Raw genomic sequence first — 25,600 nt, forward strand, 5'->3', positions numbered from 1 at the left:
CGCAACAACAGTTTCAAAACTGTTCGTTTTTTGATTGATGATTGAAACTCCGGCTGATTACCGGAGTTTTGTTTTTTGCACGGCAAACAAAACTCCAGTCTGTTCGCAAAATTGCTCGGGTTTCCGGAGTTTTGTTTTTATACAAACTTCAACATTCAAAATTCCAAGTTGAATATTCAACATTCAAAATATTTTTAATTATTGTATCTTTGCAAAACAACAATAAGGTTGAATATTCAATGTTGAACAACGAATTTTGAAATCTTAAAACACAACACACACTACAAAATGAAGAACACACTTATTGCACCATCAGTTCTAGCTGCTGATTTTGCTAACTTACAACGCGACATCGAAATGATTAATAATAGTGAAGCCGATTGGTTTCATATTGATATTATGGATGGTGTTTTTGTTCCGAATATTTCTTTTGGAATGCCAGTTTTAGAAGCTATTTCTAAACATGCTAAAAAAACAATCGATGTTCACTTAATGATTGTCGATCCTGATAGATACATTAAAACTTTCGCTGCTTTAGGTTCAAATATACTCACAGTTCATTATGAAGCTTGCACACATTTACACCGAACTTTACAAGCTATAAAAGCTGAAGGAATGAAAGCTGGAGTTGCTCTAAATCCTCATACTAATGTAAATTTATTGGAAGATGTGATTAAAGATATTGATATGGTTTGCATTATGAGTGTTAATCCAGGTTTTGGCGGACAATCATTCATTGAAAATACTTACAAAAAAGTGAAAGAATTAAAAGAAATCATCACTAGAAACAATGCTTCAACTATCATTGAAATCGATGGTGGAGTAACTAGTAAAAACGCGGTTCAATTAGTTGAAGCTGGCGCAGATGTTCTAGTAGCAGGAAGTTTTGTGTTTAAAGCTGAAAATCCTAAAGAGACAATTTCAGAATTGAAAAAAATGACCTCTATTTAATGAGCTTTACCCTACTTTCATCACCCTTACAAGGATTTACCGACTTTCGTTTTAGAAATGCCCAAAACAAGTATTTTGGCGGAATTGATACTTTTTACGCGCCCTACATTCGTTTAAATGGAAAGTTGGTTATTAAATCTTCGTATGAAAGAGATTTATTACCCGAAAATAATTCGAGTTTAGAATGTATTCCACAAGTGATAACTAACGATGCTGACGAATTTTTATTTGTTGCAAAATATGTTCAGGAATTAGGTTATAAGGAATTAAATTGGAATTTAGGTTGTCCGTATCCAATGGTTACCAAATGTGGAATGGGTTCGGGATTGATAAAAGAATCCGAAAAAATAGATACCATACTTAATAGAGTTCATTCCGAATCTGATATTATTGTTTCTATGAAAATGCGATTGGGTTATGATACAACCAACGAAATTCTGGATGTATTACCAATTCTTGATAAATATCCAATTAAAAATATAGCAATTCACGCTCGCATTGGAAAACAACTTTACAAAGGTGGCGTTCATCTTGAAGCTTTTCAAAAATGTATTGACACTACCAAACACAAATTATATTACAATGGCGATATTACTTCGGTAACAAAGTTTAGAGAAATGCAAGAATTGTTTCCTACCATTGACCATTGGATGATTGGAAGAGGATTGATTTCTGATCCTTTTTTGCCTAGTATGATTAAGGAAAACACTTTAGAATATCCTAAAAACAAAATGGAATTGTTTAATGATTTTCACGAAACACTTTATCAAGGTTATAGCGAATCACTATCTGGCGCAACTCACATTTTATTGAAAATGCACCATTTGTGGGAGTACTTTTCAACTACTTTTGACAATCCTCATAAGGTTGAAAAAAACATCAGAAAAGCAAAAAGCATTCGAAATTATGAAGAAACCGTTAAAGCGGTTTTTAAAAATGGATGATTTAATTTCATTATTTTTTTGAAATTTTAATATACTTTGCTTGATTAATCGAGCTAATTTTCAGCAAATAAATTCCCGAGTTCAAGGTTGACAAATCAATTTTAACATCAGAATTATTAAGTTTTCTAGAAAATACTTCTTGTCCTACAAGATTATAAACTACTATATTATCTATAATTTCAGTTGATTTCAGATTCAAAAAATCAATAACAGGATTAGGCTGGAAAGCTAAACTATTTATTTCAAATTCTGTATTCTTTAAAGAAAGCTGAACCAATACTGGCAAACGTGATGCACTTTCATATCCACCAATTTTTTGAGAAGCATAATAAGTTGTACCGTCAACCAAAAGAGTATTTAATGGCAATGGCGATGAGATACTACTTTTATTTGCTCCTGAATACCAAAGTATATTTTGACCAACTACAGATAAATCTGCTAATGTAGCACCTTGATTAAATTGTTGAATAACATTACCTGTAGGAGGCGCGGTTGTAGTAAGATTTACAACTACATCATTGATTATTGTCGAACAACCTACTAATGTATCACTTATAGTTAATGTATGGTTTCCTAATAAAACATTTTGAAAAACAGGACTCGTTTGAAAAGGTCCTCCATCAATAGAGTACGAATAAATTCCAGTACCATCGACATCTACGGTAATTGTTTGAATTCCTGAATTATTTACGATTGTATAACCTATTCCAATAATAGCAGGTGATGGTTTTGCAACTAACATTACAGGAAAAATTTTATAACATCCAGTTGTTAAATCAGTAATTCTAATTCCTAATTCTTGAGTAAAAGGACTTACGTTTGTATAAGACGTAAGATTTGATATACTATTAACATTATTGGTAGCATCTAGTAAACTTGGATAAAAACCAATAGATAAACCTGATTGACCATTTAGAATTGTACTTGGTTGTCCTGATAAATCAAAATTTGCAATTCCTTGTGGTGAACCACATTGATATAGGTTAATATTTAAAAATGTATTAGCAAAAGGTGGCGTGGTAACTGTTATAGAACCGTTTAAAGTTTCAACAGTACATCCTCCAATTGTTGTAACCGTAAAATCAAAATCACCATATGAGGTTGGCGCGCCTGTTATGGTTAACGTTGAATTTGTTATAGAAGAAAATAAACCTGACGGCAAACCATTTACTTCAACTCCGGAAGCACTTCCTCCAAATTCGTATGTGATATTTGTTATGGACTGATAAGGACAAACCGTTTGATTAGTTGTTGATGTCGGTGAACTTAGTACCAACGTAGATGGTGACACAGCAACAACAGAAATAGCAATTGTAATTACCGTTGCGCATTGATCATAATATGGAGTGAAAGTAAATATTTGCGACCCAACAGTTGAAGTATCTATAGTTGAAGGTGACCAAGTTCCAACAATTCCATCAACAGAAGTGCTTGGTAAAATTGGAGGTATTGAATTTTGACATAATGGTGACATTGGAACAAAAATAGGCACAACTGTTGGATTAACAATTAATTGAAAGTTTCCAACTTCAAATTCTGATGTGGTTATATTCACAACTCTAGCATAAATAGTTTGTGGATTTGATATATTGGCATAGTTATTCACATTTAAAGAATTTGCTCCAACATTAGCATCAGTCAACGTCAAATGGTATGACACATTATAATTAGATACTGAAGTAGTTTGCGCAGCCAGAATTAGAGGAGTCTGAACTGATAAATCAAAGTTTTCAAAACCATCATTATTTTGATCACATAACTCTAAATTTGGCAGTACCGGCATTACAATATTAGAAATTATTGCACCATTTGCAATAATATTAGTAAAGAGAAACAAAAAAATGAAAGTAATCTTTTTCATAATCAATAAAATTTAATCAAAGTTAATCAATTTAAATTTAGATTATTAAAAATATAATAAGGAAATTACTTTCAAAACAGAACTATAAAAAAAATATAAAAAGAACTAATGCTTATGATTCAGCATTTTGCTTACATTTTCGAAAAGTTTTGGAAATTCTTGTTTGAATAAATGAGGTGATTCAAAATAATGTTCGATAATAACAGCTAGAAATTCAAAATGATTGGTGTAAGCATAAATCCTGAAATAGTCAGAATTGATTAATCGTTCTCTATTGGCTGGATGTTCAACTTCTTTACGAATTTTATCATACATTCTTGAAAAAATTATAGCACTTGTGTCTTGACTGTTTATGCCGTGAAGATGAAGTACGTGAGCAAATTCGTGGATTCCGAGATTTAAATTATCGTTTTTAATTTCGTAACCAGCTTTGAAATCTTCCCATGAAAAAACAATAGCTTTCATTCGCGGATTAAACTCACCTTTGTGATAAGCATCATTAATTTCTGAATAATAAACCGAAGGATAGACTACTACTTTATCAATATTAGTATATAAATATTTCCTAAATCCGAAGGTTAACATTACCGAAGTAGCGGCAATCAAAACTTGAACTTCATCTGTTATTAAAAAATCTTCTTTACCTATGAATTCATATCGTTCGATGAAAGTTGCAACGCGATGTTCAAAGTATGTTTTCTTTTTATCAGACAGTGAATTGTAATAATCAAAATGCTTGTTTAAAACATACGACTGATTGGCATCCAATGTTTTTATTGTTGGATAGAAATGGATATAAAATGGTTTATTGAAAATCACACCATATTTTTCCTCGATTACTGAGTAAATAACAAAGAAAAAAAACACTGTTACAGCAGCAAAAAGAAGGTATAATAATATCAAGTAATGTATGTTTTTGTGACTTTGAAAGGAGTCGAACCTTCAACCGCTGGAGCCGAAATCCAGTGCTCTATCCAATTGAGCTACAAAGCCAATTTACTGAAAAGTGATTAGTGAAAAGTGAATAGCTTATTACTAATCACTTTTTACTAATTACTTATAAATTAAACCAAAAGTTTTTTAACAATAGCTGAAATGGTTTTACCCTCTGCTTGTCCGCCGATTTGTGCTGAGGCTAATCCCATTACTTTTCCCATTGATGCGATTCCTGATGCTCCAGTTTCTGCAATGATTTTAGCAACGATTGCTTCTACTTCAGCTTCTGAAAGTTGTGCTGGAAGGAATTGTTCGATTACAGCAATTTGTGCTAATTCTGGCTCTGCTAAATCAGGACGGTTTTGCGTTTTGTATATTTCAGCACTGTCTTTTCGCATTTTTACCAATTTCTGTAAAATTTTGATTTCGTCAGCTTCTGAAATTTCTTCTTTTGAACCCGTAGAAGTTTGTGCTAACAATAATTCTGATTTGATAGCTCGCAATGCTTCCAATGCCACTGTGTCTTTAGAACGCATCGCATCTTTCATTACGTCCATTATTTTTGATTGTAAACTCATTTTATATTAGATTTTTGATATTAGATATTAGATTTTATTCAAATGGATTGCTTATTAGCCCTGATTGGAACAAGTATCCTTTTATTTTGTTGCCTTCGGTTCTCGAAGGCAACAAAATAAAAGATACTGTGGAAAGCAGGAAAATGGATTGCAAAAATGCGCAAACCATTCGCTACTGAAATTCTTCAGTATGCATCCAAAAAGCCACACAAAGGTAAAAAAAATAACCCGAAATTTCAATTGAACTTTCGGGCTACTCATTTTTAATTAACTTATGATTAATCTACATTATCGTGAAGGAATGAATTGTTAGAACGTAACTGAATATCGTCGTTACTATCGGTTCCTAATGACATTCTTGAATTGTTGTTTAGGCTTTGATTTTCTGTTAAATCTACTCCTAATCTTTTGTATGCTGGCTCTCTTTCAAGTTCGTCAACTCTAGATGGGTTGTTGTGAAACTTGTAATTGAATTCTTTTAATTTACGTCTTCTTTCGTCGGCACGTAGTTTCAACGTTTCTTCGATAGTCATTTCCATTGGAGAAATATCAGAATGTGTAGCGTAAGATGGTTTTGCTGGTTCAGCTACTTTCATTGTGAAATTTAAAGACTCTTCTATTGGTTCTTCTATTTTCGCAACTGGTTTAGAAGCCAATAAATCGTTTTCAATTTCCATATATTCTTCAAGAGAATATTTGATTACTCCGTTTTGATTAACCTCAGTTACTGGAACAAATTCAACATGCTCATTAACTTTAATATCTTTTGTTTCAGCAGATAAGTCTAAAATAATTCGATCTTCTTCCACTTTATTTTGAACTGGTGTTGCAATTGGTAAATCAAAAGAGAATGTAATTTGTTCTTCTTCTCTAGCAACAACTTGTGGTTCAACCACTTTAATTTCGTTTACCGCTGGAGTTGTAAAAGTAAAATCGATATCTTTTATAGGAGAAACGATTTCGAACGTTACATCTAAATTGCGGATGAAATCATTCATTGCAATAAGCTCGTTTTCATTAACTTTAGCAATAACTGGCTCTGGTTTTACCTCTTCTTCGATCAATTCAAAAACAATTTTTTCTTCTTTTACTTCGGCAGTAACTTCAATTGGAGTCGCTACCTTCGATTGAAAAAAATCAATTGGTTTTTGCGTTAAGTCGCGAACTAATTTTTGTTCGTCTTCTAAAGAATGAATAATTTTTTGAGGTTCAACATTTACGATTTCAGCTTGTTGTTCTACATTAAAACCTGTAGCAATAATAGTAACTGCAATAGCCTCACCGTGAGCTTCATCTTCACCAACACCCATAATAATATTGGCGTTGTGACCTGCTTCTGCTTGAATATGGTCATTAATTTCTCCGATTTCGTCGATAGTAATTTCGTGTGTACCAGAAACGATAAGCAACAATACGTTTTTAGCACCTTTAATTTTATTATCATTTAACAATGGAGAATCTAAAGCAGAAACGATAGCATCTTTTGCTCTGTTTTCACCACTTGCGATAGCTGAACCCATTATTGCAGTTCCGCTGTTAGCCAATACCGTTTTAGCATCTTTTAAATCGATATTTTGTGTGTAGTGGTGTGTAATTACTTCAGCAATTCCGCGAGATGCAGTAGCTAAAACTTCATCAGCTTTAGAGAAACCTGCTTTGAAACCAAGATTTCCATAAACTTCTCTTAATTTATTATTATTGATAACAATTAATGAGTCTACTTGTTTTCTTAATCTTTCAACTCCAGCTAATGCTTGGTCTTGACGCACTTTTCCTTCAAATTGAAATGGAATTGTAACAATACCAACGGTAAGAATATCTCTTTCTTTAGCTAATTGAGCAATTACCGGCGCAGCACCAGTTCCTGTTCCACCACCCATTCCTGCAGTGATGAAAACCATTTTGGTATTGCTGTCTAACATTTTTTCAATTTCATCAACGCTTTCAATTGCTGATTGTTGTCCAACATCAGGATTTGCACCAGCACCAAGACCTTCGGTTAAGTTTACACCTAACTGAATTTTATTTGGCACAGGACTATTTTGTAATGCCTGAGAATCAGTATTACAAACGATGAAATCTACACCTTTGATTCCTTGTTTAAACATGTGGTTGATTGCGTTGCTTCCACCGCCACCAACTCCGATAACTTTAATAACATTTGATTGATTTTTAGGTAAATCAAATGAGATGCTTCCAAATTCTGAGTTGCTTATCATAATTTATAAAGGTTTGAATCCTCCGGATTCGTTATTGTCTTTATTATTAACTGTTACTTAAAACTGCTAACTTTTATTCTGTATTCTTGTTTTGTTTTTCTTTTTAAATCTAATATTTGATATTTTAAATCTAATATTAATTACTCTGCGTTGTCTAAGAAATCTTTGATTTTATCAACATACTTATCAAAAAATGATTTTCTGATTTTACCTTCTGTTGTTTCCAATTCTTTTTCAACTTTATTTTCAATTGGTGCTTCTTGTTGTTGAACAACTTCCTGTACTTCTTCTACAACTGGTTTAACAATTGGTCTTGGTTGTGGAATAGCTTGACTCAATTCTAATTTATAAGCGCTTTGCGTATTATTTGCAACACTATTCATAACTAATCCAACTGCTGTAGCAAACAATGGACTTGAAATATCATCGCTTGAATTTCCTGCCAAATGTTCGTTTGGATATCCAATTCTAGTATCCATTCCTGTGATGTATTCCACTAATTGTTTAATGTGTTGCAATTGTGCGCCACCGCCTGTAAGAACAATTCCTGCAATCAATTTTTTTCTTGGATCTTCGTGTCCGTAAACTTTGATTTCAGTAAAAACTTGCTCAATAATTTCAACCACACGAGCGTGAATGATTTTAGATAAGTTTTTCAAAGAAATTTCTTTTGGTTCTCTACCTCGTAATCCTGGAATTGAAACAATTTCGTTGTCTCTATTTTCACCTGGCCAAGCCGAACCGAATTTTACTTTCAGTAATTCTGCTTGTTTTTCGATGATTGAACAACCTTCTTTAATATCTTCTGTAATCACATTTCCTCCGAAAGGAATTACTGCTGTGTGGCGAATGATTCCGTCTTTAAAAATTGCCAAATCCGTTGTTCCACCACCAATATCTATTAAAGCAACACCTGCTTCTTTTTCTTCTTGACTTAAAACCGCATCTGCTGAAGCTAAAGGTTCTAATGTTAATCCTGACAATTCAATTCCAGAACTTTGGATGCATCTTCCCACATTTCTGATCGAAGCTGCTTGTCCAACAACCACGTGAAAACTTGCTTCCAATCGTCCACCATACATACCAATTGGTTCTTTGATTTCAGATTGTCCGTCGATTTTGAATTCTTGTGGCAACACGTGAATAATTTCTTCACCTGGCAACATTGCTAATTTATTAACTTGATCAATTAGTAATTGAATATCTTTACCGCTAATTACTTCTTCTGGATTGCTTCTACTGATGTAATCCGTGTGTTGAATACTACGAATGTGTTGTCCAGCAATACCAACAACGCAATCATTAATTTTGTATCCTGAGTTTTCTTCCGCTTCTAAAACTGCTTGTTGGATGGATTGAATGGTTTGTGTAATATTATTTACTACACCACGAGCTACACCTAAACTTTTGGCTTTTCCAAGGCCTAAAATTTCAAGTTTGCCGTACTCATTTTTCTTACCAATCATCGCTACGATTTTCGTAGTTCCGATGTCTAAACCAACTGCAATGTTTTCTCTGTTCTCCATATTGTCAACTAATTTACTCGATACAATATTTATTCTATATCTACTTCTTTAATTTCCTAACGTTGTTATTTTGTGCAAACAACTTGATGTGTGAAAATCAAATTTATTTTCTTGTAATTATTAAGCGTTGTATCTAAAACTGCTTTTTGAAAAAACGCTTTATAATTATTAAATTTCTTTTCTTCGTTTACCATTTTGCCAAACTCGATTTTAAAATCATAGTTTCTGTTCGTCATTATTAGGCTCGCATCGGGCAAAACTTGCACACCAATGATATTTTTCTTTAAAAATTCATCGTTGTAAATCATCTTCAAAACTTCGGATAATTTCTTCTTATTTGTGTTGTCAATAACCCCCGAAATTAGCGGTACTCTAGCGGTACTTACGTTTGAAAGTGGCATCTTATTCCCTTCATAATCAATGTAGAAAGAACCATTCTCATTAAATACTCTAGCTATGGGTGTTTTTGGTTTCACCTCCGCTTTTAGAACACCATCAACACTTACAAAAACTTCTGATTTTTCAACCATAGGATGTTTGTTGATAGAATTTTCCAATTTGTTCAAATTTAAGTCCGATTTTTCAATGGTTTTCACGTCGGAACTATTTTCTATTAACAATTTATTAACCGATTCTTGTTTAACAAAATTGACGTTATCTCCAACAAAAATCACTTCTGATTTCTTTAATTTACGATGTGAATTTCTATTTGACGTAAACGAATACAGAAAAACAACCAATGCAAACATTAGTATTAATCGGATATTGTTCCATTTTAGAAATTTCATAATTATTTATTTTTTTAATTCAACTTCAATTGAAAATTATTCAGCTAAAGCTCTTTTTATTGATGGTACTAATTCGCCAATATCGCCTGCTCCAATCGTAACAATGATCTTCGCATCACTTTCTAAAATTGTGCCAATTAATGCTTCTTTTGAAACTAATTTTTTATCATCATTTGTCATCTTCGACATTAACCATGAAGTTGTAATTCCTTCCATTGGTAATTCTCTTGCTGGATAAATATCTAGTAAAAGAACTTCATCAAATTGCGATAAACTTTTAGCAAAATCGTCTGCAAAATCTTTGGTTCTACTAAACAAATGTGGTTGAAAAATAGCCAAAACTTTTTGATTTGGATACAATTCTCTCACGGCTTGATGAACCGCATTAATTTCTGTTGGATGATGTGCATAATCATCTATATAAACGCGATTCTCTGATTTTATTTGATACGAAAATCTTCTTTGTACACCTTTAAATGTGGCTAAAGCTTTGGCTATGGATTCGGTTGGAGTTCCATAAGTTTTAGCCATTGCTAAGGCCATTAGCGCATTCATTAAATTATGATGTCCTGGTAAACCAAAAGCGATATCTTTTATTATTTCTGTTGGTGTTTGAACATCAAAAACGTACGCACTATTTTCTATTCGAATATTGAATGCTTTGAACGTTGCTTCTTCATTAATTGCTATGGTCAAACCTTCTAAATCCAATCCATTTGGGACAAATATTTTGGTTTTATCCTGCACTTTATTGGCAAATTCTCTAAACGAATCTTCGATTGCAGAAGCATCGCCGTAAATATCTAAATGATCTGCATCCATTGAGGTTACACAAGCAATATTGGGATGTAAATGCAAGAACGATCTATCAAATTCATCGGCTTCAACAACGGTTATTGTTTTGCCGCTTCCGATTAAATTAGAGTGATAATTTTCTACAATTCCGCCAAGGAACGCAGTAACATCAGCTCCACTTTCGTACAAAATATGACCAAGAATACTTGATGTGGTTGTTTTACCGTGTGTTCCTGCAACTGCAAAACAGAACGTATCTTTTGTAATCAAACCAAGAACTTCAGCTCTCTTTTTAATTACGTAATCTCTTTCAAGAAAATAATTCCATTCTGAATGAGAAACTGGAACCGCTGGTGTAACAATTACCAAAGTATTTTCCGCATAATAATCAGCAGGAATTGCCGCAATTGAATCTTCAAAATGAATGTTCATTCCGCCAGCGATCAATTCGTCGGTTAACATCGTTGGTGTTTTATCGTAACCCGAAACATTTTTTCCAATGTTCTGGAAATAACGAGCCAAAGCACTCATTCCGATGCCTCCAATTCCGATGAAATAGACGTTATGTATTTGATTTAGATTCATTTTTCTTTTTTTTGACACGAATTTCTCGAATTTTCTCGAATGATTTTGATTGCGAAAATTGCACGAACTATTAATCTATTATTGATTCATAAATTAAATATATTCCAAAAGCTGTTGATCCAATACCTGCAATAATTCCTCTAAAATCATTAATATCTTTATTTTTCCTTCTTTTATAAAACACATACAATAATATTAAAATACCAATGACAAGAAATATTAAACCTTTAAAAGTTGTTTTCATACTTTAATTTAAAATTCAACTTCAAAAATCAATCTCAAAATTCAAAATGTAAATTTGATTTTTGAAATTGCTATTGTCATTGCTATTGTATTAGTTTTACTATCTGTTCAACTATATCTTTTGTTGCGTTTGGCTTGGCTAATTTTTTCATGTTTTCGCTAAGACTTTTTTGTAAATTTTCATCGTGAATTAGTTTATTGAAAACCGATTCGAATTTTTCGTCTAGCTCACTTTCCTTTAATAATAAAGCACCATTTTTATCTACAATTGCTTTAGCATTTTTGGTTTGATGGTCTTCAGCTACATTTGGTGATGGAATAAAAATAGTCGGTTTTCCTACCAAACATAATTCAGAAACTGATGAAGCTCCAGCGCGAGAAATCACGAAATCTGCCGCAGCATAAATCAAATCCATTCTGTCAATAAATGAAACTACTTGAACATTTTCCGTTTCAGAAAAATGCTTGTAATCTGACATATATAAATTACCACATTGCCAAATTATTTGCAAATTGTTATTGCGCAAAAAATCAAGTTCTTTTGCAATTAATTGATTTATTCTTCGAGCACCTAAACTTCCGCCAATGATTAGTAATGTCTTTTTATTTTCATCTAAATTGAAATAAGACAAAGCTTCACTTCTTTTAGAATCGATATCTAAAATATCTTGACGAACCGGATTTCCTGTAAACACAATCTTATCTTTTGGAAAAAATCGATCTAAATTTTCATAAGCGACACAAATGGCATTGGCTTTTTTACTTAGTAATTTATTGGTAATTCCAGGATAGGAATTTTGCTCTTGTATTACTGTTGGAATATTCAAACTATTGGCAATTTGCAATAACGGACCGCTTGCAAAGCCGCCTGTTCCAATAACAACATCTGGTTTGAACTTTTTAATTATTTTTCGAGATTTCCATAAACTACTAACTAATTTTAATGGAAACATTGCATTTTGTAACGTCAACTTTCTTTGCAAACCTGCAATCCAAATTCCTTCAATAGCATAACCCGATTGAGGTACTTTCTGCATTTCCATTTTGTCTTGTGCTCCTACAAATAGGAACTCTGCCTCTGGAAAACGCGATTTTAATTCGTTAGCAATAGCAATTGCAGGATAGATATGTCCACCTGTTCCGCCACCACTTAAAATAAATTTTAATTTTTTCATATTTTAAACACGAATTTGTACGAATTTGCAATAAACGTTATACTCCGCTGGAGTTTTTAATTCATTTTGGTTTTTTTTTCTCTGCTGGAATTTGTAACTCTAATTTCTTTTTCGCATTCCTTTTATGGCTAACATTGGATTTTCTTCTATTGAATAATCTTCTTCCATTATTTTACCCTTTATGGATGCTTTCATTTGGTTAATCTTTTCTTGATTTTCATCAACTTCATTCCTTGCTTCCTCTTCTACACCGTTTAGTTCTCGGTCGATGATTCTTTGTAATACTTCATCTCTTTTCTTCTTCTCTTCGAGTTCTTTTTCGGCTAATTCTAGTTCTTTAGCAATTTCCTCTTCTTTTTTGGTAACGCTTAGAATAATTCCGAGAGCAATACAAGTCATCCAAACAGAACTTCCTCCTGAACTAATTAAAGGTAAGGTTTGTCCAGTAACAGGCAACAACTCGACTGCAACAGCCATATTGATTAATGCTTGAAATATTATTGGAAAACCGAGTCCGACGACGACTAATTTTCCGAAAAGCGAATTCGCTTTGTGCGATGCTACCACAAATCGGAATAATAACATTAAGTAGAAAAACAAAACTGTTAGCGCACCAAAAAGTCCGAATTCTTCCACAATTATGGCGAAAATAAAATCGGAAGAAGATTGCGGTAAAAAGTTCTTTTGAACACTTTTTCCTGGTCCGAGTCCGTAAATTTCACCTGAAGCTATTGCAATTTTTGCTTTCTCAATTTGATAATCATCTTCATCTGGTTTATCGCTTGTAAAATTATCAATACGACTAATCCAAGTATCGACACGATTAGGAAAAGCATCTGGGAATTTTTTTGCAATTAGAATGAAAAACAATCCTAAAAGCAATCCTGTTCCTAGAATAATTCCGATGTATTTTAATGGGTATTTACCAATAAAAGTCAGCATAATAACCATTGAAAAAATCAATGCTGCTGTAGAAAAGTTAGCTGGAAAAATTAATCCAACTGTTATAAACACTGGCGTCCACAGATCAATCAACGATTGTTTAAAATCGGGTGCAACCTCTCTTGATTTCGATAAATATCTCGCCACAAAAATATACAACACAATTGCTGCAAAGGTTGATGTTTGAAAGGATATCCCGATAAACGGAATTTGAATCCAACGACTGGCATTTGCTCCGTCAATAACGGTTCCTTTTACTAAAGTATACACCAATAAAACCCAAACAATTGGCAATGCAATTCGTGAAATTCCTCTAAAATAATGATAAGGAATTTTATGAACTTGATAAATTATAACGAAACCAATAGTAATGTGAATAGCGTGTTTTAGCAGATAGGTCAAAGCATTTCCTGAGCCGTGACGCATATAAGCCAAATTGCTACTCGCACTAAAAACAGGCATAAAAGAGAACAACGCCAAAAGAGCCACAAATGCCCAAATGACTTTATCTCCGTATAGTCTGCTTATTAGTTGTTTCATTTTAATATTAGATATTTGATATTAGATTTTAGATATTTATTACTTAGACATTCATCTTTTATTTGTTATTTAATCTGTTGTTTACAGTTTTGAGAGTTGAAACAAAAATTGCTACTAGCTCATTAGCTTCTTTTTGCAAAACATCCAATTCTGTTTTATTAATCCATTTCATTTCTTCAATTATTTCTAACCAAAATTGAGTTTCATCTGCTTCTTCTAAAACTATATTTAACTTTGCAACAAATTCTTTATCACTTCTTGCTCTACAAACTGCTCTATAATTTGCTCCAACAGAAGTTGCACTTTTAGCAATTTGATTAATAACAACTCTTGTTGACATTGAGTTTGGCATCTTTTCAATTAGATTTAAAATAGATAATGAAAATTGCTTTGTTCTATTTTTAAGCTGATCGTTTGTCATATCTAATATTTAAAATCTAATATCTAATATTATAGATTCCTTACTTCTCTTTTGAATTGATTTCCTCTGTCTTCGTAGTTTTGAAATAAATCGAAACTTGCACACGCTGGTGATAGTAAAACAGTATCACCTTTTTCTGCAATGTGTCTTGCTGTATTTACTGCATCTTTCATGTTATCAACTTCAACCATCATATCTACTACATTTCCGAAAGCATCAATTATTTTCTTGTTATCAACACCAAGACAGATAATTGCTTTTACTTTTTCATGCACTAACGGCATTAATTCGGCATAGTCATTTCCTTTGTCTACTCCACCAAGAATCCAAACTGTTGGCGTTGTCATACTATCTAAAGCAAAAAACGTTGCGTTTACATTAGTAGCTTTACTATCGTTGATGTATTGTACATTGTGAATTTTTAGCACTTTTTCTAAACGATGTTCAACACCTTGAAAATTTGATAAACTCTCGCGAATAGTTTGTTTTCTGATGCGCAAAATATTTGCTACCGAAGTTGCTGCCATAGCATTTTTCATATTGTGCTTTCCTTCAAGTGCGATGTTTGCTGTTTCCATTAAAAACTCTTCTTGGTTGATGTTGATTTCCATAGTATTGTTGTTTAAAAATGCTCCGTTTTCAATTGTTTTTGATATTGAAAATGGAATTAATTGTGCTTTTACTTTGTTACTTTTTAACCAATTTCCGATCGCTTCATCATCTGCATCATAAATGAGATAGTCCTCTTCGGTTTGATTCATTGTTATTCTAAATTTGGATGCGATATAATTTTCATATTTATAATCGTATCGATCTAAATGATCTGGACTTATGTTTGTTATTATGGCAATGTGTGGCTTGTAATTTGTGATTCCGTCTAACTGAAAACTGCTTAATTCTAACACATATGAATCGTAATTTTCTTCGGCTACTTGCCACGCAAAACTTTTTCCAATGTTTCCTCCTAATCCTACATTTAATCCGCCTTCTTTTAGTAAATGATAAGTCAACATTGTTGTGGTTGTTTTACCATTACTTCCTGTAATTCCGATGGTCATTGCTTTTGTAAAATCATTAGCAAATTCGATTTCAGAAATTACTGGAATTCCCTTTTCTATAAGCTTTTTTACAATTGGAGTTTTTTCTGGAATTCCCGGACTTTTCATTACTACATCAGCATTTAGAATTTTATCTTCTGTGTGCTGTTCGTCTTCCCATTGTATTTCATATTGATTAAGAACTTCTCTATAATTGTCTTTTATTTTTCCGAAATCAGATACAAAAACATCATATCCTTCTTTCTTCCCTAAAATTGCTGTTCCAACTCCACTTTCGCCTCCTCCAAGAATTACTAATCGCTTCATTATCTCAGTTTTAAGGTTACAATTGCTACAATCGCCAATAAAATGGTTACAATCCAAAAACGAGTTACAATTTTGCTTTCGTGGTATCCTTTCTTCTGATAATGATGGTGTAATGGTGACATTAAGAAAACTCTTCGGCCTTCGCCAAAACGTTTTTTGGTATATTTAAAATAAGTTACCTGAATAATTACTGAAGCGCTTTCGGCAAAGAAAATGGCACATAAAACCGGAAGTAACATTTCTTTTCTAACTGAAATTGCTAAAACTGCTATAATTCCACCGATAGTCAAACTACCTGTATCACCCATAAATACTGATGCTGGATAAGAATTATACCAAAGAAATCCGATTAAAGCTCCAACGAAAGAAGCAATAAAAATGGTCATCTCTCCTGAATTTGGGATATACATTACATTCAAATAATTAGACAAAATGATATTACCTGAAATAAATGTAAAAATACCGAGCGCAAGAACTGATATTGCCGATGTTCCTGCGGCTAAACCATCAATTCCGTCAGTTAGATTTGCTCCATTTGAAACTGCTGTGATAATGAAGATTACAATTGGGATGAATACCAACCAAGCCCAATTTTGATAATCGTCTGTAAATGGTTTTAGGATTTGTGCATAATCCAATTCGTTGTTTTTTGTAAACGGAATTGTTGTTGTTGTTGCTTTAATTTCTTTTGCAGGTTGCGAAATAGTATTTTCTGTTTGGTTGAACGTAATTGGCGTAGCTGATTTTTCACGAACAGTAACTGCTGGACTAAAATACAATACTGAACCCACTATAATTCCCAAACCTACTTGACCAATAACTTTAAAAATTCCTTTTAAACCTTGTTTGTCTTTTTTGAAGATTTTAATATAATCGTCAATAAAACCAATGGTTCCCATCCAAAGAGTGGTTACAATAAGAAGAATGATATAGATATTATTTAATTTGGTAAACAACAAAACTGGAATCAAGGTTGCAAAAATGATGATTAATCCACCCATTGTTGGCGTACCTGCTTTTTGTGTTTGACCTGCTAAACCTAACTCACGAACGGTTTCACCAACTTGTTGATTTCTCAAAAAAGTGATGATTTTTTTTCCGTAAACTGTTGACAATAGCAATGATAACATCAACGCTAAAGCGGAACGAAATGTGATATATTGAAACACTCCTGTTCCGGGAATGTCAAGTGTTTTGTCTAAATATTCAAATAAGTAGTATAACATAATTTAAAGTTTATGTGTTTGAGAGTTTAAAAGTTTAAATGCTTTAAACAACTATTTGTTCATTTGTTCTAAAAATTCTTTAACTATTTTCATATCATCAAAATCGTGGCGAACACCCTGAATTTCTTGATAGGTTTCGTGTCCTTTGCCCACAATTAGAATGATATCGTTGGCGTTTGCTAATTGACACGCGGTTTTTATGGCTTGTTTTCTATCTTCAATAGAAAGTGATTTCTTGTAATTTTGTGGTTCAACACCTGCTTCCATTTCGGCGATAATGGTTGAAGGATTTTCAGTTCGTGGATTGTCAGAAGTGATGATAACCTTATCACTCATTTGTGTTGCGATGTTGGCCATTATTGGTCTTTTTGCTTTATCTCTATCACCACCGCAACCAACAACTGTTATCAATTGTTCGTTTTTTGTACGAATATCATTGATGGTTTTCAAGACATTTTCTAAAGCATCTGGCGTATGAGCATAATCTACAATGGCAGTAATTTTATCGTTTGAAACAATAAACTGAAAACGACCTGAAACGCTTTCTAATTCGGATAGTAATCTCAAAACTTCAAGACTTTCTAATCCTAATTCAACTGCGGTTCCGTAAATTGCTAGTAAATTATAAGCATTGAATGTTCCGATAAGTTTTACCCAAACTTCATTTTCATTAACTTTAAGCAACAATCCTGAAAGTTGATTTTCTAGAATTTGTGCTTTATAATTAGCATACGATTTTAAGGCATACGTTAATTTTCTTGCATTGGTATTTTGGAGCATTACCGCGCCGTTTTTATCATCAACATTGGTTAATGCAAAAGCTGATTTTGGCAAATGATCAAAAAACGATTTTTTAACATCACGATATTCTGCAAAAGTTGGATGATAATCTAAATGATCGTGCGATAAATTAGTAAAAACGCCTCCTTCAAATTGCAAACCTTCGGTACGCTTTTGATGAACTCCGTGAGAACTCACTTCCATAAAACAAAAGTCACAACCGATTTCAATCATTTCATTTAAAAAATAATTGATGGTTAAAGAATCTGGAGTTGTATGTGTTGCTTTATGTTCCACATCATTTACCATAATTTTTACTGTGGAAAGCAAACCAACTTTGTATCCTGCTTTTTTAAATAATTGATACAAAAGTGAAGCAATAGTTGTTTTACCATTGGTTCCTGTGATTCCAACTAAACGTAGTTTTGACGATGGATTATCATAGTAATTGGAAGCCATAAAAGCCAAAGCCGAATTAGTATCTTTAACTTGAATGTATGTAATTCCAGCAACGATTACTTCAGGTAATGTATCACAAACGATTACAATCGCTCCAAGAGTTATTGCTTTTTCAATAAAGTCGTGACCATCAGAAATTGTTCCGCGAATGGCTACAAAAACATCATTCTCTTGAATTTTTCTCGAATCGAATTCGATTTTATTCACAGCAATTTCTGTTGAACCTTTTACAGATTCAATAGCAACTTTATATAATATGTCTTTTAAAACGATCACGATAATTCTAGTGTTATGATTGTATTTTTGATAACAGGTTGTCCGGCTTGAATCGACTGATTTTTTACCTTTCCAATTCCTTTTACTTTTACTTTAATTCCTAAATTTTCTAAAAGAGCTACTGCATCCATTCCGGGCATTCCTTTTAGATTTGGAATTGTATTTTTAATGTTTTGTGCTTTTGTATAATATTCTTGATATTTAGTTTCTTGTTTGGCTACTTTTTTATCAAGATTTTTTATTTCATTTGTTGATGGCGCATCGGTAAAAATCTTTTGTGCAATTCTCTTGAAAACTGGTCCGGCAACGTCTGCACCGTAATAATTATTCATCGAAGTATTTGGCTTGTGAACCACAACAATGCAAGAATATTTTGGATGTTCTGCCGGAAAATAACCTACAAATGAGGAAATATAATATTTGTCACTTCCTCCATTAGTTCCATAACCTGCAGCAGCTGTTCCTGTTTTTCCTGCCATTGAAAAATCTTTAGAATACAATTTTGCAGCCGTTCCTCTTTTTACCACATTGGCTAAAAGTGCTTTTAATTTTTTGATAGTAGCATCGGTACAAATCTTCGGATTGATGACTTGTTTATCATATTTTTTAATGGTTTTATTCCATTCTTTAATTTCAGAAACAAATTGTGGTTTTACCATTACTCCATTGTTTGCTACAGCGTTGTATAAAGTTAAAGTCTGTAAAGGCGTAACAGCAACATTATATCCAAAAGCCATCCAAGGTAATGTATTAGGATTCCAACTATCCTCTGATGGCTGGTGCACAATTGGTTTTCCTTCGCCTTGAAAGGGCAATCCAAGAGGTTTGTTTAGTCCAAGATTATTGATTCTATTTACGAATTGCTCTGGATTATTTTTATAATTTTCTACCACAGCTTGAACCAAAATGGTATTGGAAGAAACTTCAAAACCTTTTCCAAGAGAAATTTTACCGTAACCACCTTCGTGAGAATCGCGCACTTTTTTTCCTCTATAAGTTACAACACCGCCACGACTATCATAAACTTTTGAAGTGTCAACTTTGTTATCATCCAAAAGCGCAATCATATCAACCAATTTAAAGGTTGAACCTGGTTCGTGTGATTCGGCTACAGCATAATTAATCGTTTCATAATAATTGCCTGATTTTTCGTCTCTTCCTAAATTAGAAATCGCTTTAACTTGACCTGTTTTGGTTTCCATTACCACAACGCAACCGTGTTCAGCGCCATATTCTTCTAGCTGTTTTAACAAAGCGTGGTGTGCAATATCTTGAATATAAACATCAATAGTAGAAATTACATCGTACCCATCTTGTGGATCAACTTCGTTTTGATCACGAATAGGTTTCCATTGTCCTTTAGCAATTTTTTGCTTTAAAACTTTTCCATCTTTTCCATTAAGATATTTTCCGAAAGCACCTTCAATGCCGACTCTTTTTTGAACTCCATTTTCATCAACTCTATCGTAACCGATGGTTCTTTCTGCGATTTTACCTATTGGATGTTCACGAACTGTTTTTTGCTCTACAATAATTCCACCTTTGTAAGCACCTTTATTGAAAAGTGGGAATTTCTTAATTTGCGAATATTCTGTATAACTTAAATCTTCAGCAATTAATGTGTATCTGCTTTTATTGGTTCGAGCTTTTCTTAAAAGTGATTCAAAATGAGAACGAGGTTTTCCTAATAATTTTGACAAACTCATTGCCAGCGAATCGACTTTGCTTTCGAAATCTTCTGATTTTGGCGCTACAGCATCAAAACGAATAGTATAATTAGGAATTGATGTCGCTAACAAACTACCATCTGATGAATAAATATTTCCTTTATTAGCCGGAATTACAAAAGTTTTAACCGTTCTGTCTTTAGCTAATTTTCTATAATAGTCGCCTTCTACCCACTGTATATTAGTAAGTTTTATGGTTATCGCCAACGCCATCAAAAAGATGATGAACGCCATTAGATAAATTCTGTAAGAGATATTTTTATCTTCTACTGCCATATTTTTTTAAAGAAACTTTTTTCTTCTGGTTGTTTAACTTTAATTTTTTGTGGTGGAACCTGAGATGGAAAAATATTTCGAACTTCCATCTTTTTTGAAACCGTAGATTCCATTTTTAATTTCATTAACTCCGAACGTCTGTCAACAAATTCAGAACGTAATTCTTTTACTTCATTTGTCAAATCAGCAATCTTGAATACTTTTTGTTCAAATCGGTGCGTATTTGCAATCATAATAATAGCAAGTACAATCAAAAACACAATGAAACGCCAATTTTTAGTAGCGTCTTCATTAACAAGAAATTTTGCTTTTACTATATTGTAAATTCCAATCTTCATATTATTAGTATTCAGTGCTCAGTATTCAGTGTTCAGTTATTTTCAATTTGAAAACTGCTAACTATTTTTTCTCTGCTATTCTTAACTTTGCGCTTCTAGCTCGGTTATTTATTTTTATTTCTTCTTCGGTTGGAACGATTAATTTTCCTATTAATTTGAAAGGCACTGAAAAATTTCCGAAGAAATCGCGTTCTGGTTCACCTTCAAACATTCCGTTTTTCATAAATCTTTTTACCAATCTATCTTCTAAAGAATGATAGGAAATCACGCTTAATCTTCCGCCAGGCTTCAATACTTCTAAAGATTGCTCTAGAAATTCTTTTAAAACATCCATTTCTTGATTCACCTCAATTCTAATAGCTTGATAGATTTGAGCCAAAATTTTATTTTTAAATTGATCAGGCAAGAATCGCTGCAAAACCAATTTTAATTCATCTGTTGTATCAATAGATTTTATTTCTCTTGCTTCAATAATTGTTCTTGCTAATGCTGGAGCAACTTTTAATTCGCCATAATCAAGAAAAACTCTTTTTAAATTGACATCGTCGTATTCATTGATAATTTTATGAGCATTCAATTCGTTTTTCTTACTCATTCTCATATCTAAATCGGCATCAAAACGCGTTGAAAAACCTCTTTCTGGAACATCAAATTGGTGTGATGAAACCCCTAAATCAGCTAAAATTCCGTCTACTTGTTTGATTCCGTGAAATCTTAAAAAGCGTTTGATGTATCTAAAATTTTCTTTTATCAAAGTGAAGCGTTCATCAGGCAAAGCATTTTCCCAAGCATCTTCATCTTGATCAAACGCAAACAATTTTCCGTTAACACCAAGACGACTCAAAATTTCTTTTGAATGTCCGCCACCGCCAAAAGTGACATCTACATAAACACCATCAGGAATACAATTTAAACCGTCAACTGTTTCTTTTAATAATACTGGATTATGATATTCCATTGTCGTCGTCATTTACATTTCCCATTACGTCCTCTGCCAAATCAGCAAAATCACCAACAGAATCATCGATTGCTTTTTCGTATAAATCTTTATCCCAAATTTCCACGATATTGACGGCCGATGACAGCACAATATCTTTAGTAATTTGAGCAAAATTTGCTAAATCTTTTGGAACAAGAAGACGTCCCAAATTATCAATTTCAACCACTTTAACACCTGCTTGAAAACGACGAATGAAGTCGTTATTTTTCTTTACAAACTTGTTAAGCTTATTGACTTTTTGCATCATTAAATTCCACTCTGCCATAGGATAAAGTTCCAAACAAGGCTGAAAAACAGAACGTTTCAAGACAAATCCGTCTTGAAGCGAAGGCGCAAGTTGCTTCTTCAAAGGTGCAGGCAAAAGTAGCCTTCCTTTGATGTCAACCTTACATTCGTATGTTCCGATTAATGAGTTCAACTAATTAGTATTTAATGATAATGAGCAAAAATATAAAATAATTCCCCACATTTTACCACAAAACCCCACTTTGTTAATAAGTTTTACCACTTTTGAAAAAATATTAATCACTTTCAACCTGAAGGCTATTTGCATAATAATTAACAAAACATTTAGAATCGTTGATATACTGCAATAAATTGACAATCAATTGAATTAAGTTGCGAAAAATTTAATAAATTTTTAATTTTATAAAATTCAAAAACCAGCAAATTTGTTTGTTGAAAAGTCAAATCCTATTGAATATTTTACAGAAATAAATCCGTCAGGAAAATTTTAAAAAAGCAACTAAACTGTTCCGTTTTGTGGTAGTTTTTATAAATTAGAAAAGGAAGTAAAGAGAGAAAAATCGTTGTGTAATACTTTAATATTGCTAAAATTTATGTAGGTTTGTAACAATTGAAAAAAGAAGCCAAAATACTATGGATTTAACTGCAGTAAAAGACAAAAAATACAATTATATTGAAGTTGGAGAAGGAACTCCAATCGTCATTCTACACGGATTAATGGGAGGATTAAGTAACTTTGAAGGCGTTGCCAATTATTTCTCTACCAAAGGTTACAAAATTGTAATTCCGGAGTTACCGCTATATACCCAAAATATTTTGAAAACCAACGTAAAAGCTTTTGCAAAATATGTAAAAGATTTTATTACCTACAAAGGATTTGACCGCGTAATTTTATTAGGAAATTCACTTGGCGGACACATTGCATTGTATCACACAAAAATGTATCCTGAAAAAGTAGCCGGATTAATAATCACAGGTAGTTCAGGACTTTATGAAAGCGCAATGGGTGACAGTTATCCTAAAAGAGGTGATTATGAATACATAAAAAATAAAGCAGAAGCCGTTTTTTATGATCCGAAAGTAGCTACAAAAGAAATTGTTGACGAAGTATTTGCTGTTGTAAATGATCGTATTAAAGTTATAAAAACGCTTACGATTGCAAAAAGCGCTATTCGTCATAATATGGCTAAAGATTTGCCAAAAATGCACGTGAAAACTTGTTTAATTTGGGGTAAAAATGATGCCGTTACGCCGCCTGAAGTTGCAGAAGAATTTAATAAACTGATGCCAAATTCAGATTTATACTGGATTGATAAATGTGGACACGCTGCAATGATGGAACATCCAGATGAGTTCAATCGCATAGTTGAAAACTGGTTGACAAAAGAGCATTTGTAAGATTAATTGATACTCCAATGTATCTAAAAAGACACTATGAAAATTACTACCGCCGAATTTATAATTAGTAATTCAGATGTAAGCAAATGCCCATTAGAGCGTTTACCTGAATATGCATTTATTGGTCGTTCCAATGTTGGAAAATCATCTTTGATTAATATGTTGACCAATCATAAAAATTTGGCAAAAACATCAGGAAAACCCGGAAAAACACAGTTAATCAATCACTTTAAAATCAATTCTAATTGGTTCTTGGTAGATTTACCTGGTTATGGTTATGCACGAGTTTCAAAAAAAACTAAAGAAGTTTTTCAAGAATTCATTACCGATTATTTTGAACAAAGAGAACAATTGGTTTGTGCTTTTGTATTAATCGATATCCGATTGGAAGCACAAAAAATTGACTTAGAATTTATAGAATATTTGGGTGAAACTGAAGTTCCGTTTTGTATTATTTTCACCAAAGCTGATAAAATCAGTAAAGGAAAAGTCGCCGCTCATATTGCGGCTTATCGTAAAGAATTATTAGCCAACAACTGGGAAGAAATGCCACAACATTTTGTAACCTCATCAACTGAAGGAACCGGAAAAGAGGAACTTTTAGAATTTATTGATGGTGTTAATCAAGATGTTTTTAAAGATATGAATGAGTTTTAAAAAAAATGGTTCGCAATTGCGAACCATTTTTTTATCCTTTTAATTCTAACTTCTCTGCGAAGTAATCAGTGAAATCTCGCATTGTCGAAGCCATTTTTTCATCTTGCGTAGCTCTCTCAAAAGTATCAGCCATAGCAACTAATGTTTGATGAAAAAAGATTTTCATTTCATCTACAGGCATGTCTTTTGTCCACAAATCAATACGCAACGTTTCTTTGGTATTACTATCCCAAATTGATAAAAGCATTGCTTTAGCTTCTTCTAAATCAACACCACCATCTTGTGCTGTCCAAGTTAACTTTTCGGGAACACGATTTTCATCTAGCTCAACAACAAATTTTATTTCGGAAGTTATATTTTTACTCATTTTTTTTAGGTTTATATTTAGATAATTCGAATATATCTTTTTCGTTCATTTTAATTAAATCTTGAACGGAAACTTTAGGATTGTTTTCCATAAAAGAACGCACAATTTGCCATCCAACCCATTGCCCAATTCTTCCTGGCGATTCGTTATCGATTTCAAGATAAAACTTTGAAAAAGGTGCCAAGTTTATAAAACGATTAGGCAATTTAGAATCCGAACTGTATAAAAGTTTATCGTTTATAAAGTACTCCCAAATGTAACTTTCGTTTTCCTTACTCCATTTAATTTGATCTTCGGTATAGCCAATTTTTTCAGCATCGGTATATTCTGGCAGCAGTATGTCTTTTAAATAAAGTTCCTTTCCAGAATTAATCATTAAAGAAAGTAAATCTTTGTCTTTAGGAGCAGGTAAAACACCAAAAGCAAAACTAGAAACAATATCAGGAACCATTTGTCGTTCTTCAAAGTTTTGTCTTAAATAAGCTGGAAACTCGCTATAAAACTTATGCTCTTTCCCTAAGTACAATTCTAAAGCGATCACTAGTTTGTCATTGGCATAAATCGCTTTGTTATTATTATCCATTTCTGAAATTACCGTATAAATAGTTGGCGTTTTTATAGTTGGAAAATAATATTTAATGTGTTTGAACAAATCCTCAATTTCCGATTGTTGTTTTCCGAAATTCTTATACTTTTTTTCAACCTCTTGATACAATTCCCTCCATTGCGGATGCTTCATTTTATCAATCCAAACCGCATCTGGTGTACCTTCTGGAAAAAAGTCGGGATATTCATTTTTTACATTGGCTAACTCTTCAGGTTTTGCATCAAAAAAAGCTTGCTCGAAACGAACGACTTTCATTTCGACAGGAATTTCTTCTACTGCCTTTTCTACCTTACTTTTGTTATCACAAGAAAAAAGTAAAAGACTAATTGTTACTACATAAAAATATTTTTTCATACTTTATTTTAATATTTTTGC

General features: G+C 32.7%; 24 protein-coding genes and 1 tRNA gene. 4 read left to right on the top strand and 21 right to left on the bottom strand.

What is annotated here, in order from left to right:
• The first annotated feature begins 288 nt into the window (after nt 1-288).
• Both rpe and Q0050_RS04110 read left to right on the top strand, forming a co-directional pair.
• A complete protein-coding gene (gene rpe, locus Q0050_RS04105) occupies nt 289-951 on the top strand; it encodes a ribulose-phosphate 3-epimerase (RefSeq protein ID WP_298392739.1) in 663 nt (220 codons plus the stop codon).
• Entirely contained in the window at nt 951-1,895 is a 945-nt protein-coding gene (locus Q0050_RS04110; RefSeq protein WP_298392740.1) for a tRNA-dihydrouridine synthase, read from the top strand. Before rpe ends, Q0050_RS04110 begins: the two co-directional genes overlap by 1 nt.
• A 10-nt stretch (nt 1,896-1,905) precedes the next feature.
• Here the strand turns inward: Q0050_RS04110 and Q0050_RS04115 are convergent, their stop codons facing one another.
• The 19 genes from Q0050_RS04115 to mraZ form a co-directional block, all read right to left on the bottom strand.
• Nucleotides 1,906-3,756 carry a T9SS type A sorting domain-containing protein gene (locus tag Q0050_RS04115; protein ID WP_298392741.1) on the bottom strand — a complete coding sequence of 617 codons (1,851 nt, stop codon included), beginning with the start codon at nt 3,754-3,756 and terminating at the stop codon, nt 1,906-1,908.
• A gap of 105 nt (nt 3,757-3,861) precedes the next feature.
• Nucleotides 3,862-4,659: a zinc-dependent peptidase gene (locus Q0050_RS04120; protein ID WP_298392742.1), complete on the bottom strand. Its 798-nt coding sequence runs from the start codon at nt 4,657-4,659 to the stop codon at nt 3,862-3,864.
• A gap of 16 nt (nt 4,660-4,675) precedes the next feature.
• Nucleotides 4,676-4,749: transfer RNA gene (locus Q0050_RS04125), tRNA-Arg, on the bottom strand.
• A gap of 71 nt (nt 4,750-4,820) precedes the next feature.
• Nucleotides 4,821-5,270, bottom strand: a complete 450-nt coding sequence (locus Q0050_RS04130) for a GatB/YqeY domain-containing protein (protein WP_298392743.1) — start codon at nt 5,268-5,270, stop codon at nt 4,821-4,823.
• Nucleotides 5,271-5,548: 278 nt separating this feature from the next.
• Nucleotides 5,549-7,489 carry a cell division protein FtsZ gene (gene ftsZ / locus Q0050_RS04135; protein ID WP_298392744.1) on the bottom strand — a complete coding sequence of 647 codons (1,941 nt, stop codon included), beginning with the start codon at nt 7,487-7,489 and terminating at the stop codon, nt 5,549-5,551.
• Between the two features lie 140 nt (nt 7,490-7,629).
• Nucleotides 7,630-9,015 (bottom strand): cell division protein FtsA, encoded by a 1,386-nt coding sequence (ftsA, locus tag Q0050_RS04140; RefSeq protein WP_298392745.1) that lies wholly within the window; start codon nt 9,013-9,015, stop codon nt 7,630-7,632.
• A 65-nt stretch (nt 9,016-9,080) separates the two neighbouring features.
• Entirely contained in the window at nt 9,081-9,803 is a 723-nt protein-coding gene (locus Q0050_RS04145; RefSeq protein WP_298392746.1) for a cell division protein FtsQ, read from the bottom strand.
• 36 nt (nt 9,804-9,839) lie between these two features.
• A complete protein-coding gene (murC, locus tag Q0050_RS04150; RefSeq protein ID WP_298392747.1) occupies nt 9,840-11,183 on the bottom strand; it encodes a UDP-N-acetylmuramate--L-alanine ligase in 1,344 nt (447 codons plus the stop codon).
• A gap of 70 nt (nt 11,184-11,253) precedes the next feature.
• Nucleotides 11,254-11,427, bottom strand: a complete 174-nt coding sequence (locus Q0050_RS04155) for a hypothetical protein (RefSeq protein ID WP_298392748.1) — start codon at nt 11,425-11,427, stop codon at nt 11,254-11,256.
• 82 nt (nt 11,428-11,509) lie between these two features.
• Nucleotides 11,510-12,601 carry an undecaprenyldiphospho-muramoylpentapeptide beta-N-acetylglucosaminyltransferase gene (gene murG, locus Q0050_RS04160; RefSeq protein ID WP_298392749.1) on the bottom strand — a complete coding sequence of 364 codons (1,092 nt, stop codon included), beginning with the start codon at nt 12,599-12,601 and terminating at the stop codon, nt 11,510-11,512.
• A gap of 99 nt (nt 12,602-12,700) precedes the next feature.
• Nucleotides 12,701-14,083 (bottom strand): FtsW/RodA/SpoVE family cell cycle protein, encoded by a 1,383-nt coding sequence (locus Q0050_RS04165; protein WP_298392750.1) that lies wholly within the window; start codon nt 14,081-14,083, stop codon nt 12,701-12,703.
• A gap of 58 nt (nt 14,084-14,141) precedes the next feature.
• Nucleotides 14,142-14,504 carry a four helix bundle protein gene (locus Q0050_RS04170; RefSeq protein WP_298392751.1) on the bottom strand — a complete coding sequence of 121 codons (363 nt, stop codon included), beginning with the start codon at nt 14,502-14,504 and terminating at the stop codon, nt 14,142-14,144.
• A gap of 29 nt (nt 14,505-14,533) precedes the next feature.
• Entirely contained in the window at nt 14,534-15,868 is a 1,335-nt protein-coding gene (murD, locus tag Q0050_RS04175; RefSeq protein ID WP_298392752.1) for a UDP-N-acetylmuramoyl-L-alanine--D-glutamate ligase, read from the bottom strand.
• Entirely contained in the window at nt 15,868-17,094 is a 1,227-nt protein-coding gene (gene mraY / locus Q0050_RS04180) for a phospho-N-acetylmuramoyl-pentapeptide-transferase (RefSeq protein WP_298392753.1), read from the bottom strand. Before mraY ends, murD begins: the two co-directional genes overlap by 1 nt.
• A 51-nt stretch (nt 17,095-17,145) precedes the next feature.
• A complete protein-coding gene (locus Q0050_RS04185) occupies nt 17,146-18,609 on the bottom strand; it encodes a UDP-N-acetylmuramoyl-L-alanyl-D-glutamate--2,6-diaminopimelate ligase (protein WP_298392754.1) in 1,464 nt (487 codons plus the stop codon).
• Nucleotides 18,606-20,612, bottom strand: coding sequence for a penicillin-binding protein (locus tag Q0050_RS04190; protein WP_298392755.1), 2,007 nt, complete (start codon nt 20,610-20,612; stop codon nt 18,606-18,608). Before Q0050_RS04190 ends, Q0050_RS04185 begins: the two co-directional genes overlap by 4 nt.
• Nucleotides 20,603-20,950 carry an FtsL-like putative cell division protein gene (locus tag Q0050_RS04195; RefSeq protein WP_298392756.1) on the bottom strand — a complete coding sequence of 116 codons (348 nt, stop codon included), beginning with the start codon at nt 20,948-20,950 and terminating at the stop codon, nt 20,603-20,605. The genes Q0050_RS04190 and Q0050_RS04195 overlap by 10 nt, the downstream gene beginning before the upstream one ends.
• Before the next feature lie 61 nt (nt 20,951-21,011).
• Nucleotides 21,012-21,920, bottom strand: a complete 909-nt coding sequence (gene rsmH, locus Q0050_RS04200; RefSeq protein WP_298392757.1) for a 16S rRNA (cytosine(1402)-N(4))-methyltransferase RsmH — start codon at nt 21,918-21,920, stop codon at nt 21,012-21,014.
• Nucleotides 21,895-22,368 carry a division/cell wall cluster transcriptional repressor MraZ gene (gene mraZ, locus Q0050_RS04205; RefSeq protein ID WP_298392758.1) on the bottom strand — a complete coding sequence of 158 codons (474 nt, stop codon included), beginning with the start codon at nt 22,366-22,368 and terminating at the stop codon, nt 21,895-21,897. Before mraZ ends, rsmH begins: the two co-directional genes overlap by 26 nt.
• 461 nt (nt 22,369-22,829) lie before the next feature.
• Here mraZ and Q0050_RS04210 point away from each other — a divergent pair, with 461 nt between their 5' ends.
• Entirely contained in the window at nt 22,830-23,594 is a 765-nt protein-coding gene (locus Q0050_RS04210; protein WP_298392759.1) for an alpha/beta hydrolase, read from the top strand.
• A gap of 36 nt (nt 23,595-23,630) precedes the next feature.
• Nucleotides 23,631-24,251 (top strand): ribosome biogenesis GTP-binding protein YihA/YsxC, encoded by a 621-nt coding sequence (yihA, locus tag Q0050_RS04215; RefSeq protein ID WP_298392760.1) that lies wholly within the window; start codon nt 23,631-23,633, stop codon nt 24,249-24,251.
• 31 nt (nt 24,252-24,282) lie between these two features.
• Here yihA and gldC read toward each other — a convergent pair whose 3' ends face one another.
• Both gldC and gldB read right to left on the bottom strand, forming a co-directional pair.
• On the bottom strand, nt 24,283-24,618 hold the full coding sequence (gene gldC / locus Q0050_RS04220; RefSeq protein ID WP_298392761.1) for a gliding motility protein GldC: 336 nt from the start codon (nt 24,616-24,618) through the stop codon (nt 24,283-24,285).
• Nucleotides 24,611-25,579, bottom strand: a complete 969-nt coding sequence (gene gldB, locus Q0050_RS04225; RefSeq protein ID WP_298392762.1) for a gliding motility lipoprotein GldB — start codon at nt 25,577-25,579, stop codon at nt 24,611-24,613. Before gldB ends, gldC begins: the two co-directional genes overlap by 8 nt.
• Between the last annotated feature and the right edge of the window lie 21 nt (nt 25,580-25,600).

The sequence above is a fragment of the Flavobacterium sp. genome, assembly GCF_027483985.1.
In the GTDB taxonomy this organism is placed as follows: Bacteria; Bacteroidota; Bacteroidia; order Flavobacteriales; family Flavobacteriaceae; genus Flavobacterium.